The sequence below is a fragment of the Microbacterium terrae genome (assembly GCF_017831975.1).
Classification (GTDB): domain Bacteria; phylum Actinomycetota; class Actinomycetes; order Actinomycetales; family Microbacteriaceae; genus Microbacterium; species Microbacterium terrae.
In genome coordinates, this window is sequence record NZ_JAFDSS010000001.1 from 3,279,168 (window position 1) to 3,295,035 (window position 15,868).

18 protein-coding genes are annotated in these 15,868 nt (G+C 65.1%); 8 read left to right on the forward strand and 10 right to left on the reverse strand.

What is annotated here, in order from left to right; translation table 11 throughout:
• The first annotated feature begins 108 nt into the window (after positions 1-108).
• Both JOD63_RS14940 and JOD63_RS14945 read left to right on the forward strand, forming a co-directional pair.
• Positions 109-966, forward strand: coding sequence for a hypothetical protein (locus JOD63_RS14940; RefSeq protein WP_157004034.1), 858 nt, complete (start codon positions 109-111; stop codon positions 964-966).
• A gap of 317 nt (positions 967-1,283) precedes the next feature.
• On the forward strand, positions 1,284-1,796 hold the full coding sequence (locus JOD63_RS14945) for a hypothetical protein (RefSeq protein WP_045276564.1): 513 nt from the start codon (positions 1,284-1,286) through the stop codon (positions 1,794-1,796).
• Between the two features lie 73 nt (positions 1,797-1,869).
• Here JOD63_RS14945 and JOD63_RS14950 read toward each other — a convergent pair whose 3' ends face one another.
• The 3 genes from JOD63_RS14950 to JOD63_RS14960 all read right to left on the reverse strand — a co-directional run bounded on the left by JOD63_RS14950 (position 1,870) and on the right by JOD63_RS14960 (position 3,605).
• Positions 1,870-2,826 carry a hypothetical protein gene (locus JOD63_RS14950; protein ID WP_157004033.1) on the reverse strand — a complete coding sequence of 319 codons (957 nt, stop codon included), beginning with the start codon at positions 2,824-2,826 and terminating at the stop codon, positions 1,870-1,872.
• The gene (locus JOD63_RS14955) at positions 2,823-3,125 is read right to left on the reverse strand and encodes a hypothetical protein (RefSeq protein ID WP_157004032.1); all 303 of its coding nucleotides are present in this window, start codon (positions 3,123-3,125) and stop codon (positions 2,823-2,825) included. Before JOD63_RS14955 ends, JOD63_RS14950 begins: the two co-directional genes overlap by 4 nt.
• A gap of 84 nt (positions 3,126-3,209) precedes the next feature.
• Positions 3,210-3,605 (reverse strand): tautomerase family protein, encoded by a 396-nt coding sequence (locus JOD63_RS14960; RefSeq protein ID WP_045276563.1) that lies wholly within the window; start codon positions 3,603-3,605, stop codon positions 3,210-3,212.
• A gap of 109 nt (positions 3,606-3,714) precedes the next feature.
• Between JOD63_RS14960 and JOD63_RS14965 the strand changes: the two genes are divergently transcribed.
• Positions 3,715-4,380: a hypothetical protein gene (locus JOD63_RS14965; RefSeq protein ID WP_052682581.1), complete on the forward strand. Its 666-nt coding sequence runs from the start codon at positions 3,715-3,717 to the stop codon at positions 4,378-4,380.
• 110 nt (positions 4,381-4,490) lie between these two features.
• On the opposite strand, the gene JOD63_RS14970 is transcribed toward JOD63_RS14965, so the two are convergent.
• Positions 4,491-5,687, reverse strand: a complete 1,197-nt coding sequence (locus JOD63_RS14970; protein ID WP_045276562.1) for a Fic family protein — start codon at positions 5,685-5,687, stop codon at positions 4,491-4,493.
• A 272-nt stretch (positions 5,688-5,959) separates the two neighbouring features.
• Entirely contained in the window at positions 5,960-6,226 is a 267-nt protein-coding gene (locus JOD63_RS14975) for a hypothetical protein (RefSeq protein WP_045276561.1), read from the reverse strand.
• Between the two features lie 83 nt (positions 6,227-6,309).
• Between JOD63_RS14975 and JOD63_RS14980 the strand changes: the two genes are divergently transcribed.
• Positions 6,310-6,582: a DUF1905 domain-containing protein gene (locus tag JOD63_RS14980; protein WP_045276560.1), complete on the forward strand. Its 273-nt coding sequence runs from the start codon at positions 6,310-6,312 to the stop codon at positions 6,580-6,582.
• A 152-nt stretch (positions 6,583-6,734) separates the two neighbouring features.
• Here the strand turns inward: JOD63_RS14980 and JOD63_RS14985 are convergent, their stop codons facing one another.
• Positions 6,735-7,319 (reverse strand): dienelactone hydrolase family protein, encoded by a 585-nt coding sequence (locus JOD63_RS14985; protein ID WP_045276559.1) that lies wholly within the window; start codon positions 7,317-7,319, stop codon positions 6,735-6,737.
• Positions 7,320-7,494: 175 nt separating this feature from the next.
• Between JOD63_RS14985 and JOD63_RS14990 the strand changes: the two genes are divergently transcribed.
• Both JOD63_RS14990 and JOD63_RS14995 read left to right on the forward strand, forming a co-directional pair.
• Positions 7,495-8,334, forward strand: a complete 840-nt coding sequence (locus tag JOD63_RS14990) for an alpha/beta hydrolase (RefSeq protein ID WP_045276735.1) — start codon at positions 7,495-7,497, stop codon at positions 8,332-8,334.
• The gene (locus JOD63_RS14995) at positions 8,327-9,124 is read left to right on the forward strand and encodes an alpha/beta fold hydrolase (RefSeq protein ID WP_052682580.1); all 798 of its coding nucleotides are present in this window, start codon (positions 8,327-8,329) and stop codon (positions 9,122-9,124) included. The genes JOD63_RS14990 and JOD63_RS14995 overlap by 8 nt, the downstream gene beginning before the upstream one ends.
• A 137-nt stretch (positions 9,125-9,261) precedes the next feature.
• On the opposite strand, the gene JOD63_RS15000 is transcribed toward JOD63_RS14995, so the two are convergent.
• The 3 genes from JOD63_RS15000 to JOD63_RS15010 all read right to left on the reverse strand — a co-directional run bounded on the left by JOD63_RS15000 (position 9,262) and on the right by JOD63_RS15010 (position 13,025).
• Positions 9,262-11,412 (reverse strand): exonuclease domain-containing protein, encoded by a 2,151-nt coding sequence (locus tag JOD63_RS15000; RefSeq protein WP_169748417.1) that lies wholly within the window; start codon positions 11,410-11,412, stop codon positions 9,262-9,264.
• Positions 11,413-11,667: 255 nt separating this feature from the next.
• Entirely contained in the window at positions 11,668-12,360 is a 693-nt protein-coding gene (locus JOD63_RS15005; protein ID WP_045276556.1) for a type 1 glutamine amidotransferase domain-containing protein, read from the reverse strand.
• 59 nt (positions 12,361-12,419) lie between these two features.
• Positions 12,420-13,025 (reverse strand): TetR/AcrR family transcriptional regulator, encoded by a 606-nt coding sequence (locus tag JOD63_RS15010; protein WP_045276555.1) that lies wholly within the window; start codon positions 13,023-13,025, stop codon positions 12,420-12,422.
• Between the two features lie 84 nt (positions 13,026-13,109).
• On the opposite strand from JOD63_RS15010, the gene JOD63_RS15015 reads away from it, so the two are divergent.
• Positions 13,110-14,051, forward strand: a complete 942-nt coding sequence (locus JOD63_RS15015; RefSeq protein ID WP_045276554.1) for an NAD-dependent epimerase/dehydratase family protein — start codon at positions 13,110-13,112, stop codon at positions 14,049-14,051.
• Between the two features lie 113 nt (positions 14,052-14,164).
• A complete protein-coding gene (locus JOD63_RS15020; protein ID WP_052682579.1) occupies positions 14,165-14,713 on the forward strand; it encodes a uracil-DNA glycosylase family protein in 549 nt (182 codons plus the stop codon).
• 83 nt (positions 14,714-14,796) lie between these two features.
• On the opposite strand, the gene JOD63_RS15025 is transcribed toward JOD63_RS15020, so the two are convergent.
• Positions 14,797-15,843 (reverse strand): DMT family transporter, encoded by a 1,047-nt coding sequence (locus JOD63_RS15025; RefSeq protein ID WP_045276553.1) that lies wholly within the window; start codon positions 15,841-15,843, stop codon positions 14,797-14,799.
• Positions 15,844-15,868: the final 25 nt, after the last annotated feature.

A 15,868-nucleotide genomic window follows, 5' to 3' on the forward strand; every position in this document is an offset into this window, starting at 1 on the left:
GATTGTGGATGCGAGCCCCTCCGGCGACGCCCCATGTGGCCCGCTGTCGTCCCTCATCCGGGCAAGGCCCGTATGAGGATGGTCCGCTCGCCTGTACAGCGGGACGGGATGTCCTATGCTCATCGCACCCGCTCACTCGAGGTGATCGCCGCTCGCCGAGCCAACGGCGGCAGCGCCAGCCCCGGCTTGCCTGCACTGGCACTGACTGTTAGGACGCATATGGTCGCGCCGCGCCGCACTATCGGGCTGATGCTTTTCGCATCCCTCACACTTGCGGCAACAACGGGCTGCGCGTCCCACTCCTCCTCCGAGTACTACGACCAGCTCGCCAATGAACCACCGGAGGAAGTCGCGGTTGAGGACTACGAGCCTGACGACTGGGAAATCCCCGAGTCAGACCACGGGTGGATGTGCTCGTATTCACCCACCTACAACGACGACTGGCACGACGACGTGCTCTGCATCAACGGCAACGACAGCCAACGCCCCTACCTCCTTGAAGGAGAGTCCTTCGTCACGGAGGCCGAAATCATGGCGGCGGCCGCCGAATTCGAAGCGCAACTGAACGGCGGGAGCGTGCCCGCAGCGGCTCTCGATGATCCGGCCGCGCCAAGCAACACAGGAGCGAGTGTCTCCTACGACGTCGGCTGGGCGCAGCAGTACGAGTCGGTTACGGAACTCAAGGACGCGGCAGTTTCTGCTGGCTACTACTGCCAGTCCTGGACCCAGAACAACAATGTTTCGTTGGCATCCGGATCTGGCAACTGCTCCGACCGAGACGTCTTCTCGACCTTCGCTAATGCTGCTGACGTCCAAACACAGGTCAACAAGACGGTCAAGGGTTCCAAGGGCTATGCACCGGTCCACCTTCTCATCGGCCCGAACTGGATCATCAATACCCATCAGCCAGACCTCAGCGAACTCGCCAGGGTGCTTGGTGGAGCTGTCCTCGAGCTGTCTGAGTAGCCGATCTCACCTGCTGCCGTTGGCAGTACCTAATCGGATGGAGATCCATTCGATCGGGTGAGCATTACGAGACGATCACTGGAAACTATCCGTCTTGCTATGGCCTCATTCTTCAACCGTCGCCGACACGCCGGCTACACAGCTGCAAGCAACCGAGCAGCGCGTTCGGCGACGTGCAATTGGCGACTCGCGACCATCACCAACGGCATCGCAGCCGTGGGCGATATCGAGGATCACGGGACGCTCACCTCTACTGCCGAGCAGTCCACTCCACGAGAATGAATCCAGGTATCGAACGAACGAGAGGGGCACCCGCGATGGACTCCGACGACGAAGCGCGCACCTGGACCAAACGCCGCGGCGCAGCCGGTCCCGCCGAGGATGACTGGGGGGCTCGCGGTCTGTTCATCGAAGAGGTCTATCCGCTCGCCCAGATCAGCCCTGGAAAGACCGAGTCGCAGTGCTCGTCATGCGGAACGGGCAAAGAGGACAAGTGGTACCGCGCCGAAGACATCTCGGTTGTCTTCCACTGGCAGCCCAAGGCCGATGTCGCCGCACACGTGTACGGCTGGTGGTACTGCCCCGACCACCTCACGCGGACGAACCTGCCGTGGTCGCACTGGGAGGAAGCGCCCGAGGAGCTATGGGGGCCTCGACTTCGGTCGATCAAGTACCCGGACTGCCAGCAGGCCATCGGCCTGGGCGCGTCTTGTGGTCAGCCTTACGCGGGCGTCCGCGACGGCCATCCAATGTGCGCCGAGCACGTCGAACGGTTCGATGCAGCCGAGCGGCTATCGGTCATGGAGCGACGGTTGCTGGGCGATTCCTAGTCGGATAGAAGCGCCGAGCGTTGCTGCCCGCTCTCGTCCCCTCATTGATTGATGCGCGTATAGGGATCAGCGCTCAGCTACGGAACACATGCTCTCGGTGCCAGGCAAAGTAGGTCGCACTCGTGGCGTACTCGCCCACCGCGCGACCTCGAATCTGGTTGATCTTGCGCCCGATCGCGCTAGCTTCGTCGACGGCCGCAGTGCCGATCACTGCGCCGGCCTCAACGCTCACGTAGCCGTCCTCGAACAAGGCATCGCATCCGAAGATGCATGCGAGCATCGCGATTCGCGGCAGATCGCGGGCTTCCGCTTCCGTCGCCGCCGCACGCTTCTTGATGTGCGACGCCCAAAGGAACCGTGCGGGAAACGTTTCTCCGCACAGCGCGCATGTGGCTTCGTCGCGCCCGCGGAGGAGGGCCGCGCGAAGACGATGTTGCTCACGTCGTTGCCGGGTTGTGACAGGACGATCAAGCGCGCCCTGGAATGGCCCCGGTTCGACGTCGGGAGCTATCCGTGTAGGCGGGTGGCCGGGCTCGGCATCGCTGCTCTCGCTGATTGTGATGCGCGGGGGCGCCGCACCGACAACTCGCGCTCCTGGCACCTGCAACAGGACGGCGCCGAAGAACGCACTCCGATACCCCAGCGACTCGACATTGGCGTCGATGATGCCGTCTTGCTTCAGGTGCTCCAGGGCTGCGACTACTTCGGCGATCGGCACTGGCTGACCCGTCGGAGTTCGGCTCGTGGCAACAAGAACGTGATCAGTCCCTACCGAGAGGATGGTGTTGGTCCGGGTGCCCGAGACGGTGGGGATCGGCGTCCCGATCAGCTCCCGCAAGAACCCATCGACAGCGCTGAGGGAAGCATCCAACACCTTCGACGGCCGCGACAGTACTGAAGCCAAGAGCGCTGACTCGCTCGGTTCAAACCCGGGCACGGCGACGATGAGTCTGATCTTCTTGGTCCGGTTCCCTTCGCCAATGGCGTTAGGTGCACGGTGGACCGCCGCCGCAGACTTGCCGAGCTTCATGCGGAGCTCGGCAACGTCCGTACTGCCATCGAGATGCACCGGGCCCTCGATGATCCGACGAGCAGAATCCGAGAGACCGCGGTCGTCGAGGAGTCGACGAATGCATCGACAAGCTCGCTTCCGAGGGTTGCAAGCCGGGCTAGGAGAAGCTCCATGGCAATCGTGTAGTCAGGGTTGCGTGGCAGTGCTCCATTCACGGCGCCCCCACGACTCTCGAGAATCACCGCCAACCACGGGGCGTCGGACTCAACGAAGAACTCAGCATCGACAACGACACCCTCGTCTGAAAAGGCGAACACGACCCCAGGATTTCATGCCGCCGAGGCAACGCCGCACGCGACCAACCTCTACCGGGCACTGCCCGTAGGGGGATCGGCGAAGGGCTAGACGTTGACGTCGAAGCCGAGGTTGACGTCGCTGGCGGCGTGGCCTCCGCCCATGCCCCAGTTGTCGCGGTTGATCTCGTGCAGGATGGTCGACACGTGATCGCCTGGGATGCCGAGTGTGCCCAGTTGCTCGACGATCGCGGCGTACAGCTTGCGCTTGGCGTCCAGCGAGCGGCCCACGAAGCAGTCGATTGTGACGATTGTCCGATACTCCGGAAGCTTGAGATCCGGGGAGCAGGCGAAGCGATGCGGCTCGTGAACGATCAGCCGGATGTTGCGGTCCTCCGGTGGGATCTGGAACGCCTCGACCAGCGCGTTGTGGACAGCGCCGATGATGGCGATTTCCTCGTCGAGGGAGTACTGGCGGCGAACCTCGATAAGGGCGGCAGGCATTGCGCCATTATCTTGACCAGCCTGAGGTGACGCCAGTCTTCGACCGTCTGAGGTGGCGTCGGATGCACGCAAGGATCCCGCATCCGAGCACCGCCCGCAGAGGGATCGCATGTCGGCGGGCTTCCCTAGGATCGATGGGTCGGAAGCCGACGACAAACCTGGGGAGTTCTTCGTGAAGATTCGTGGTGCGATCGCTTCGCTCATCGCCTGTTCGGTGTTCGTGCTGGGCGGTTGCTCGGCCGGCGGGGACGCTGCGACCAGCAACTCGTCCGCTTCGCCTGCCACGATCGAGGTTGAGGAGGATCTGGTGACCGTCGATGTGCGAATCGCCCGCTCGCTTCTGGACCAGAACGGGTCACTCACCGACGAGGAGATTGTGGCCGGCGCACAGGAGAACGGCATCGCCGCGGTCGTTGAGGGCGACACCGTCGTCTACACGATGACGAAGCCCCAGCGCGACGAGATGCTCGCGCAGATGCGCTCGTCCGCACAGGACGCCGCCGATGAGCTGATCGCGGACGACACGAACTCCGTAACTGGGGTGCAGTTCAACGACGCGATGACATCGGTCAAGGTGTCTGTCGATGCTGCGAAGTACGGTGCGCTGGAGAGTTTCCTTGCACTCGGGTTCTACATCCAGGGCGCGCTCTACCAGCAGTTCAACGGCGTCGCTCCGGACGACATCGACGTTATCGTCGAATTCGTCGACGAAGCGACAGGCGAGGTACTGGACACGGGGTCGTACCAGGAGATGCGCGAGAACCTCGGCCAATAGGCCTGCCGCCCGGATCCCACTGCGCGGATCGGCGCCCTCTGCGTGCAGTGCGCGTATGGGGATCGGAGCGCGCACGGCGCTTTGGTTGAATGTTTGGCGAGGTCAATCTCTTACGAATCGACGGACTGGGCGCCGCCGTCCTGCTCGTACGTCATTGGCATCTCCATGACGTCGTAGATGGCAGGCGAGTACCACAGCTCGCGTCCACCCTGACCGTGCGAGCCAAGACTTCGGAGCCAACCGCGCGACTCCGCGTTCTTGATGAGATTGCGGGCGCCCTGGTTAGTGAGCTCCAGGCGGGTCTCCACCGACTTCACGGTCACGAACGGATTTCTCACGATTACATCGACGAGTCTCGGCAGACTTGATCGCTCCTTGATCGCTGCGCTATGGAATGCCTCTCGGATCTCAACCAGCTTCCGCGACCGAGCGACCGCGTCGTCGGCTTGGGCATGCACTGCTTTCAAGAAGAAGGTCAGCCAGCCGTCGATGTCTCCCTGCTCACGCACAGCCTGTAGCCGCTCGTAGTACTCGTCGCGATGTGTCTCAAAGTAGTGCGACAGGTAGAGCAGTGGCAGGGGCAGGCGCCCGCGCTCCATCAGGAGGAGGTTGATGAGGAGTCGGCCGATTCTGCCGTTTCCGTCAAGGAAGGGGTGGATCGTCTCGAACTGGTAGTGCATGAGGGCCGCTTGAACGAGCGCGGGCAGTGCGCGCCCATCGTCGTTGACGAATCGCTCCCAGTCGGCCAGCAGGTCCCCGAGATGCACCGGCAAAGGTGGCACGAAAGTTGCCGTATCGGGAGTCGCGCCCGCTCTGCCAACCCAAACCGGTGTCTTGCGGAACTCACCCGGGGACTTCTCTTCGCCCCGCACGCCCTCCATGAGCGTGGCGTGGACTTGAAGAATCAGTCGCTGAGTGATCGGCAACGTCCGAGCCAGCTCGTATGCCTGCTTCGTAGCTTCGAGATAGCGCTGGACCTCCGACGTGTCATCGCTCACGCTGCTGGCGTCGATCTCGGCCTGAAACACGTCGGAGAGAGAAGCCTGGGTCCCCTCGATCCTGGAACTGGCAAGTGCCTCGCGGCGCAGGTATGGACCAATCAGCAGTCCTGGATCGGTGATGAGGAGACCGAGCCCTTGAAGGTGTCCCAGGGCGGCATCAGCCTCGCTCAGCTGTGCGATTACCGGTGTCGGCAGATCGACTGACCGGGGCATTGGCTTCGGCAGGTAGTAGGTGAAAGCCCACTTGTTCCCTGGCTCTTTCGTCGGGGCGCCGAAGGGTGAGTCGACGAACTTGGATGCATCCACGTCATGAACTTACAACTGAAGCTGTCCTTGATTTGGAACTTCGCGCGCGTTTCTGAAGTCGCGTTGGAGCGTTTGCGTCCGGTTCCAACCGCAAGCAGCCTGATTTGGAGGGTCGCGTGGTCACTCAAACAGCACTTGGAGCGTGGAGAAGAACTTCCAACTCTCGAAGTTCAGGGTGGGAACGTTGGCGCCCACCTCAACGAGATCACGTACCTCATGCGCGCGAGGCTCCCGCATCCGCGCCGTGCTCGTAAGAGGATCGTGACCGCTCGCTACGGAGAGAGGACGGCTTCGACGTCGGACAGCTCTACCCGCAGTTGCTGGATCGCCTCGGGTGTGAATCGCCGCACCTGCATGGTCAGGATCGCGTCCGCCTGAATCACGTCAACATCGAAGGCTTTTCGTATCGCTGCGTTCGCTGACGCGATGTCTCCCTCGACTGTCGCGCACGCACGGAGCAACTCGTCTTGGTGCTCGGCGGCGTAGAGCATGGCGCTGATGATATGGCGACGCGCCAATGCGTTCTCCCGACCGTCCATGCCTCGAACGTAGCGCTCATGCACGATGCGGAGCCCTCAAGTGAGCACTGCCCGCAGGTGGATGGCGCCCGTACGCTGGCGCCATGGACGCGGAAGAACTGAGCTTTCGGACGACGATCGGCGTCGACGTCAAGGGCGAGACCTGGAACTGCGTTGAGATCCTCGGCAGCGCCGACTTCTTCGGCACAGGCAAGTCTGTCCGGGTCGACGCCAAGATCGATGACGTGCTGCTGGTGAACGTCGGTACCCTGCCAACGGGCGATGGCGGCCATATGGTGTCCCTCAACGCCAAGGCACGCAAGCTGCTCGGCAAGGGCATCGGAGACGACGTCGAGGTGACAATCGTCAAGAGGTAAGCCCGACGCATCCCGGGGGAGCCCGCTCGCCCGCGGACGAACCTCATCCGCGCAATGCCCGTATGAGGATCGCGTCTGCCGGCCGATGATCGGGCGTCCGCGCGAGGTCGCGGCCGCCTGTCGCAGCGGCTGATGCCCTGAGCCGGCCGGCCTCAGTGATCCACCCGGCCGAGGAACGCGAGCACACGGCTCACCAGCACGTCCGTTGCCTCGGCGTCGTAGCTCGGGAGCGAACTGTCCTCGAACAGGTGCTGGTCGCCCGGGTATGTGAACAACTCGCCGTCGTCGGCTGCCGCGACGATCTCGCGCGCTGCGTCGATATCGCCTTCGCCAGCGAAGAACTCGTCGGCGTCCATACCGTGAATCTCCACTGGCACGCCGTCGGGCCACGGCCCGAACGCCCACTCTCCCGACACCGGGATCGCCGACTCGAGCAGCACCGCTCCCGCGGCACCCGCGCGTTTCTGAGCGAGCCGCTGCGCCCGCATCACTCCGGACGAGACACCGAGGTACACCAGTCTCTCCGGAAGATCAGCGGCTGCGGCATCCGCCCGCTCATCGATGTCGATCACTCCGCTCTTGACGAAGGCGAACGCGCCTTCCATCGAGTCGAAGACGCGTCCGTCGTACAGGTCGGGTGCGTGCACCGTATGACCGCCGGCCCGTAACCGGTCGGCGAACTCACGCATGCCGGGCGTCAGCCCGAGGATGTGGTGGAACATCAATACCTCAGCCATGCACCCTGTGTACGCGGGGCGTCCGACATCGTCAAACGGGTCGACGCAGACCACCGGTCGATGCACCGTGCCCGCGGAGAGATCGCGAGCGCACGCTGCGGTCCCTACTCCGCACGATGCCCGTATGGGGATCGCACCCGCTCTGCGTGAATAGAGTCGTGGGGTGCCGTTCACGATGCCATTCAGCCCGTTGCCGTTCTCGCCGCGGGACGTCGAGTACGCGTACGGGCCGGACTCTGAGTTGCGCGCGGGGGTTGCGCGCGGCCGCTTGGAGGAACTGTGCCTTCCCGACAGTGTTTGCTTTCCGGGGACGGCGCGGAAGGTGTGGCTCCACACCCCGGCTGGTCACTCCGCTGAGGCGGAGAGCGGGGTGATGTTCTTCAACGATGGCTGGTGGTACCTCGACCCCACGGCCGCGGTTCGCGCGGCCGCTGTGCTCGACAACCTGGCCGCTGAGGGTGCATTGCCGCCGATGGTCGGCGTGTTCGTCGACCCTGGAGTGCTGACCGTCGACGGCGAGACGGTGAAGAACCGCAATATGGAGTACGACGCGTTCAACTCCGACTACGCCGACTTCCTCCTCGAAGAGGTTCTTCCGCTGGTGCAGGAGCGATTCACCGTGTCGGCAGATCCGATGATGCGCGGCATCTGCGGTGGCAGCAGCGGTGGGGATGCGGCGATGACCGCGGCGTGGACCAGGCCGCACGGGATCGGGCGGGTGATCGCGTTCAACGCGAGCTTCGCGCAGATGCCGGGCGGCAACCCGTACCCGGCACTGCTCGCGACCGAGCCGCGGCGGTCGACGCGGGTCTTCCTGCACGCTGCTCACCGTGATCTGAACTGGAACCAGCGCGACGATAACTGGTTCGCCGAGAGCCTCGAGACCGCTGCCGCGCTCGCCCGCGCCGGGTACGACTTCCGTCTCGTCGTCGGCGACGGCGGCCACAGCCCCAACCACGGCGGCGTGCTCCTTCCGGACGCGCTCCGCTGGCTCTGGGCCGACGGCGATGACTGAACCGGCTCGCCGCGAAGTCGTCGTCGACGATGGGACGACGGTGTCCTACTTCGTGTTCCCCGGCACGGAACCGACCGTCGTGATCTTGCATGGGCTGGCAGGCAGCGGCCGGGAGTTCGAACCGACAGCGCGGGCTCTCGCCGGGCGTCGGGTCATCCTCATCGATCAGCGTGGTCATGGACACAGCACTCGCACCCCGCCGGACACGAGCCGCGCCGCCTACGTCGGCGACGTCGTACGGGTGATTGAAACCGAATCCACCGGCCCGGTTGACATTGTCGGGCAGTCGATGGGTGCTCACACCGCGATGCTCGTCGCCGCTTCTCACCCGAACATGGTTCGCCGTCTGGTTCTGCTCGAGTGCGATGCGGGCAGCGGAACCCCCGAGGAGCGTGCCGCGCTCGGCGCGTTCTTCCGGTCATGGAAGGTGCCGTTTCCCGATCGGGATGCCGCGACCTCGAGCCTCGGCGGCGGCCCGCTCGCACGCGCATGGGCCGCCGACCTTGAGCAGCGCGCCGACGGGTTCTATCCGCGCTTCGATCCAGACGTGATGGTCGCCACGATCACCGATGTCGCGGAACCTCGATGGGCCGAGTGGGCGGAGGTCACGGCGCCGGCGCTCGTGATCTACGCCGAGCACGGCATGTTTACCACGCAGCAGCAGGCCGACTTCGTTGCCCGCGGTACCAACGTGACGCGCGTCGACCTCAGCGCCGGGTCCCACGACGCACACCTTGACGCGTTCGATATCTGGATCATCGCACTGTCGTCTTTCATCGACTCACGCTGACGAATCGAGGCAACTCGACGCCCGAGCACGCCAGCGTCCCCCAACCGTGCACGGCCCGCAAGAGGATCGGTCGCAGCCCGTGCAGGGATCATCTCCATGCCTCGACCGCTTCTGGCGAGCTGCGCGACGGGCGGCGCTCAGCCGTTGCTGAGCTCGCCTGCGCGTCGTTCGTTTGTGCGGGCGATGATTTCGTCGGTGACGGAGGTTCTCGCGGGGTCGTCGGCGAGATGGATGAGCCGGAGTTCTAGAGCCGGTTGATCGCTTGTGCCCCCGGACGCATGCGCATTCAACAGTGGAAGCGCGCCGATGTCCATCGCTGACTTGACCAGCTCGTGGAGTGTCGCCGACTGGGATTCCGGGAGGTAGCCGGCGACGGTGCGCGCGCGGCCTACTACGAGGTCGACTCGCACGGCGTTCGCGATGTGTGGGTGGAGGGGTTCGGCGATGAGCATGGCCATCAGTTGGCCGTCTTCTTCCTCCTTCCACGTGAGGAGCGCGTCCCGCACGTTGGCCTGATACTCGTCGGTCCTGGCGACATGCAGGTCATCACCACCTGTGAGCCCCATCGCTTGGGTGGGCACGATGGGGGCGTAGGCCCACTCGCCGAGGGGAGCCATCGGTTCGCCCTGGAACTCAAACTCGTCGACGCGGACGTCTGTCGCTCCCACGCGCACGGGAGCAACGACTGGGGTGTGCGCTGCTGCGTATGCTTCCCAAATCTCGGCGGAGATGCGTCCGCGGACACCGACTGCGTACCCGTTGGCGAGCGCCCAGGTGCGCACGGCACCGGGCGACGCGTCGGAAATCGATCGCGCTGCCGTCGCAGCGGGATTTCCAGGTCCGGTCGTTGTGGTTTGGGTCCGTGCAGCGTCGGCCTGGGGGCGTTCTTCCGCAGGGGCGGCGGGCTGAAGGTGAGCGAGGAGAATTTCGAAGGTGTCGGGGTGCACGATGCGGGTCCCGACTTCGCGTGCCTTGGCGAGCTTGGTGCCGTCCATGGACCCGTCGGTGACGAGCATCGCGGTGAGTCGGGACACGTTGTTCATCACTCGAACGCCGAGTTCGTTTGCGCGGCGTTCGAGCCGGTCGCGCTGACGGTCGTCGCAGCCGGTGAAGGCGACCTTGTCGCCCACTCGGAGGGAAACGCCGAAACCCCAGTCGTCGGGCAGTGGGAGCAGGTCAGCGCTCATTCGTGCGGCGCGTGCCGCGGCCGCGTGCGCGATCAGCTCGTTGACGGTCGCGCGGGGGACGTCGAGCGCGTCGCACAAGGTGTGCAGCTCTGCGCGTTCGTCGTGCGAGACGTGCCCGTCATCGACGGCCTTGTGTGCGAGGGCGAGGACGAACGCTCGATGGGCTGCGTGGAGGTCGATATCGGTGAGCCTGTAGACCTCTATCAGCTCGCCAAGTTCGCCGGCTTCTTCGTCGCTAATCTCACCGTCCTCAAGGGCGTCGAGGAGCGTCTCGAGGTACGCGAGCGTACCTTCAGGTGCCCCCTCTTCGACGGTCTCGAGGAGGCTGACGTCGGTCAATTGACGAAGCAACGGAGGCTGCTTCTGCCTGGCTGGGGTGATTCGCTTCGGACGGTCACGCGTCTCATCGTCAGCGTTCGCCAACGAGGTTGCAGGTGCACGGGAGGGACTCTGCGGCCAGCTGACATTGCGGGCATCGTCGCGGAGTGCGGTCAGGACCTGACCTTGACGCCGGCCCGTCCGGGCGAGGTAGAAGCGAAGCAGTCCTGCCGTCGCACGAGCATCGCCGAGCGCCGAGTGAGCATTCTCGAGCGGGACTCCGGCCGCCCAGCAGCAGTCGGCCAGTCGCCGGCGATCCAGATCGGGGAGATACTCGCGGCTACCGTCAAGGGTGCAGAACGCCGGTAGCCACGGTGTATCCCAGCCCGCGCGCTGGAACTCCGCTCGCAGGAACGCGAGGTCGAAATTCGCGTTGTGCGCCGCGATCGGCACGCCCGAGATGTACGGGATCAGACCAGCGGCAACATCGCGAAAGAGTGGCGCCCCCGCCACGTCCGCCTGCGTGATCCCGTGGATGTGGGTCGCACCCACAGGGCCCTCCGGATTGAATCGCGTCGACCATTCATCGACAAAGTTCCCCTCGCTGTCGACGCGCACCACTGCGAGCTCGACGATGCGATTCTGGCGCGGGGAGAGCCCGGTCGTCTCCACATCGACAATCGCAAAATGTGGAACGCTGCTCGTCGGGGGCGTTGTCGGCCGCTTGAGTTCAGTTGTGGCAGCGGCAGTTGTCTTCCGCTTGCCGAAGAGCCAGTCGAACATCCCCATGCGTCTTGATCCGATCCCTATCGCGTTCCGCCCCAGACGGAAGCCCGGAGTCAGTCCGGGCACAGCAAGTATCCTGCCGGATGCCGACGACACGCCCCGCGCTCGGTCCTGCCATCCGTGTGACGACGCAATGCCCGTCTTGGGGATTTGCGCGTCGCCGTCCCTCTTACGGGCATTGCCCGGATAGGGATCGAGGGGGAGCTGTCGAGTGTGGTGCCCCTGCGTCGCATGCCGACCGTACGAGGGTGGTCAGCGGAGGGCGAGGGCGAGGGCGACCTTCTGTGCGGTCTCCTTCGCGGATCCGGGGTTCTGCCCGGTGACGAGTCGACCGTCGGTGACGGCATATGACACGAAGGGCAGCCGGGCCTTTTCGTACAGCGCGCCGCGTTTCTTCATCTCTTCTTCGGCGTTGTAGGGAACGAGCTTGTCGACGCGGGCGAGGACTTCTTCCTGCCACGCGAACCCGGTCACGCGTCGCCCTGCGACGAGGAGGGTGCCGTCGGAGAGGGTGGTGTTCAGGAGCCCGCAGTAGCCGTGGCAGACCGATGCGACAACCCCGCCGCGTTCCCAGATCTCGCGGGTGAGGCGCTGCAGTCCGGGACTGTCGGGGAAGTCGTACATCACGGCGTGACCGCCGGTGAAGTAGATCGCGTCGTAGTCGGCGGGGTCGATGCTCTCAGGATTGGCGGTGTTCTGCAGCAGCTCCATGCGTGCGGGGTCGACGCGCCAGGCCTTCGCGGATCTGTCGTAGTTCGGGAACTTCAGCGATCGCGGCTCCAGCGGGGACGGGCCGCCGCTGGGGCTGACGATGGTCTGCTCGAATCCGTGCTCGTCGAACACGTCCCAGGCGTGGCTGAGTTCAGACAGCCACAGCCCGGTGGGGTGCCGGGAGGTGTCGTCGTAGTGGCCGACGTTGGTGACGACGTTGAGGATGCGGGGCATGGGGCCCTCCGGGATCAGGTAGGTGCAAGTGGAGTCAGATGGATGCCGGCGGCAGCTGTTCAGGCGCTCGCCGGGGTTGTGGGGAGCGCGCGGATGGCTGCGATCGCGTCTCGGACTCGGACGGCAACGGCCTCCGGGGAGTCCGCTGTGAGCTTGCCGTCGAGGTGGAGGAACGCGAGCCCGTGGGTCAGCGCCCACAGTGCGGTCGCCAGCGGGGCGGGATCGATATGCGCGTAGACCTGCGAAATAGAGTCCTCCAGGAGCGTGTGGAGTTCGCCGGCAGCGAGGACGCGTTCGTCGTTGCGGTCGTCGCAGGGCTGACCGAACATGAGGCGGAACACGGCGGGGTGCTGCAGCGCGAACCCCACGTACGCCACCGCGAACTCGGTGAGCTCCGCTTCGGATGCCGCCAACCGCCCTCCCTGGGACAACCGCCCGCGAAGCTCGTGGAAGCCGCGCACCGCCAACGCGGACTCCAGCGCCTCGCGGTCCGCGAAGTGCCGGTACGGGGCGGACTGCGACACGTTCGCATGTCGGGCGACGGCGCGCAGCGAAAACGACGCCCCCGCCTCGAGCATCTCGGTCGCGGCGTCCAGGAGCGCCGCCCTCAGATCACCGTGATGGTATCCGTCCCGGACGGCCGGCGCTGGTTGCGTCTCCTGCATGGCCATCCTTCTGATGTGTTCACTGCTCACACCTGATGCTAGAGTCCCAATGTAAGCAGTGTCAACATTGGGGAGAGGTGACGCATGCAGACCATCCTCGGAGCAGGCGGCCAGATCGGGACCGAGCTGGCGCGCGAGCTGCACGATCACTACACGACGGAGTTGCGGCTGGTCAGCCGCAACCCGCAGCGGCTGCACGAAACCGACGACCTCATCGCTGCGAGCCTGCTGAGCCCAGAGGAGACCGATGCGGCCGTGGTTGGAAGTGACATCGTGTACCTGACTGTGGGGTTGCCGCCGGACGCCAAGCTGTGGGCGGAGCAGCTTCCGGTGATGATGCGGAACACGATGGACGCGTGCGAGAGGCACGGCGCGAAGCTGGTGTTCTTCGACAACACGTACATGTACCCCATGACCGGCGGGCCGCTCACGGAGGAGACCGCGTTCGATCCGCACGGACCCAAGGCGAAGACCCGGGCACTGATCGCGACAATGCTGCTCGAGACCATGGCTGCCGGTCGCGTCGAAGCGGTGATCTGCCGTGCGCCGGAGTTCTACGGCCCAGGGAGGACCCAGAGCTTCACCAACAGCCTCTTCTTCGACCCGATCCAGCAGGGCCGAATACCCCGCGTCCCGCTGCGCGACGACACCCTCCGCACCCTGATCTGGACTCCCGACGCCAGCCGGGCGATGGCTCTCATCGGAAACACCACGTCTGCGTACGGGCAGACCTGGCACCTGCCGTGCGACACGCCCATCAGCTACGAGCAACTCGCCCGACTCGCATCCGAGGAATGGAACAGGAAGATCCGCTACACGGTCATGCCGAAGATCGCGTTCCAGACCGCGGGCATCTTCGATGCCGGCGCCCGCGAAATCCGCGAACTCCTCCCGCGCTACGCCCACGACAACGTCTTCGTAACCGAGAAGTTCACCCGCGCGTTCCCCGACTTCCCCGTCACCACCTTCCCAGTCGGCATCCACACGATCCACGCCGGCGAGGCCACCCCTGCCAACAACAGGTGACACGCACCACCCGTCGTCAGCGCCGACGAACGCAACGGTGCCATCACCGGGCAATGACCGCAACGGGATCCCGCCGTCCGCGCAGGCGTGGCGCACTCGGGTACAACTGACTCATGCAGCTGATCGGGTACCAGGAGTCCATACCGTGGATGGGCTCGACTGTGCTGACGCTCGCCGACATCTGGCCTGAGCGGCCAACCGCCATGATCGTCGGTTTGAATCCAGCGCCGAAGAGCGTCACGGCGGGGCACTACTACCAGGGTGCTGTCGGCCGGCGTCAGATGAACCGGCTTGTCGACGCTGGCCTCTTCCCGCGCACCTCGGACGGACCGTTCTTCGAAGCGGACGCTCTTGTCGGCGGCGTCGGGTTCACCGACCTTGTCAAGCGACCCACGGTCGGGGAGAACGACGTCCCCGTGGAGGAGCAACGCCACGGACGATCCGCGCTCATTTCCGAGCTGGCGCGACGCCGTGTTCCACTCGTGATCTGTATCTTCCGACACCCGGCGGATGCGATCCTCGGCAAACAGAGCGTCGTCGGGTTTCAGCAGCACGCGACCGACTGGGGAGGTCACCTCTTCCGGATGCCCGGGCCGTTCGAGAGCGCTGAGCGAAGCGCGGCGCGCATGAACACGCTTCGAGACTTTCTCCTTACTGCATAGCGCTCGCGACGCGATCGCTCACGCGGGTCCCCTCAGCGAGCAATGCCCGGATACGGATCGTGGGCGGCGGCCAAACGGCTGCCTTAGTGGTTATGGCGGTGGTGCGCGTCGGGGTAGTGCTCGTGAGTGTGCGTGAGCTCGGCGTGCTCATGCTCGTGTCGGTGCCACCCACCCGCGGGGACCAGCTCTCCGTCAGGATGCTCGTGCTGGTGGTGCTCGTCGTGGGTGTGCCAGTGATCGTGGATCATCGGCTCGTGCGTGTGCTCGTGCTCATGCCGCTCGGTGAGATGCAGCCAGACCCCGAGCCCCATCAGCGCTGCCGCGACCAGCAACGGAACGGTGATCGGCTCGCCGAACGCGACAGCGATGACGGCGCCGAAGAACGGTGCGACGGAGAAGTACGCCCCGGCCCGGGCTGTGCCGATATGCCGCATCCCCACGATGAACAGCGCGAGCGACACCCCGTACGCGAAGAACCCGACCAACATCGCACCACCGACGACCCACGGCCCGGGGAGCGTCGCTCCCAGCAAGAACGCCAACGCGAGATTTACCGGTCCGGCGACCGCCCCCTTGACGGCCGCGAGCCAGGTCGCGTCGTTGAGCGCGACCTTCCGGGTCAGGTTGTTGTCGAGCCCCCAGCACAGGCACGCACCCAGGACCGCGAGAGCCGGCCACGGCGACCCGAACGTCGCCCCCGTCGGGACGCTCAGCACGATCGCACCCGCGACGATAGCGATCATCCCCAGCGCGATCCGACGGTCGAAGTTCTCCCGGAAAACAAACCACGCAAGCATCGCGGTGAAGACCGCTTCGGCGTTCAAGAGCAGCGACGCACCGGACGCGGGCATGTTCGCCAGTCCGGCCATGAGCAGAACCGGTGCCACCAGGCCGCCGAAGAACACCGCTCCGATCAGCGGTGGGAGCTCGCGAGCCTGCAGGCGAACGCGCGGTGCGCGGCGAACCAGCCGCCAGGCGATGAGCCCGATCCCGGAGCCCGTGTACAGCAACCCGGCGAGCAGCCACGGGCTCACGTCGCCGAGCAGGACCTTCGCGAACGGTGTGCCGGCACCGAACAGCACCGCAGACGCGAGCGCCGCCTGAACGCCGACATGACGCAAGCTCCTCATGCTTCAAGTATCGGCGCGGGAGACT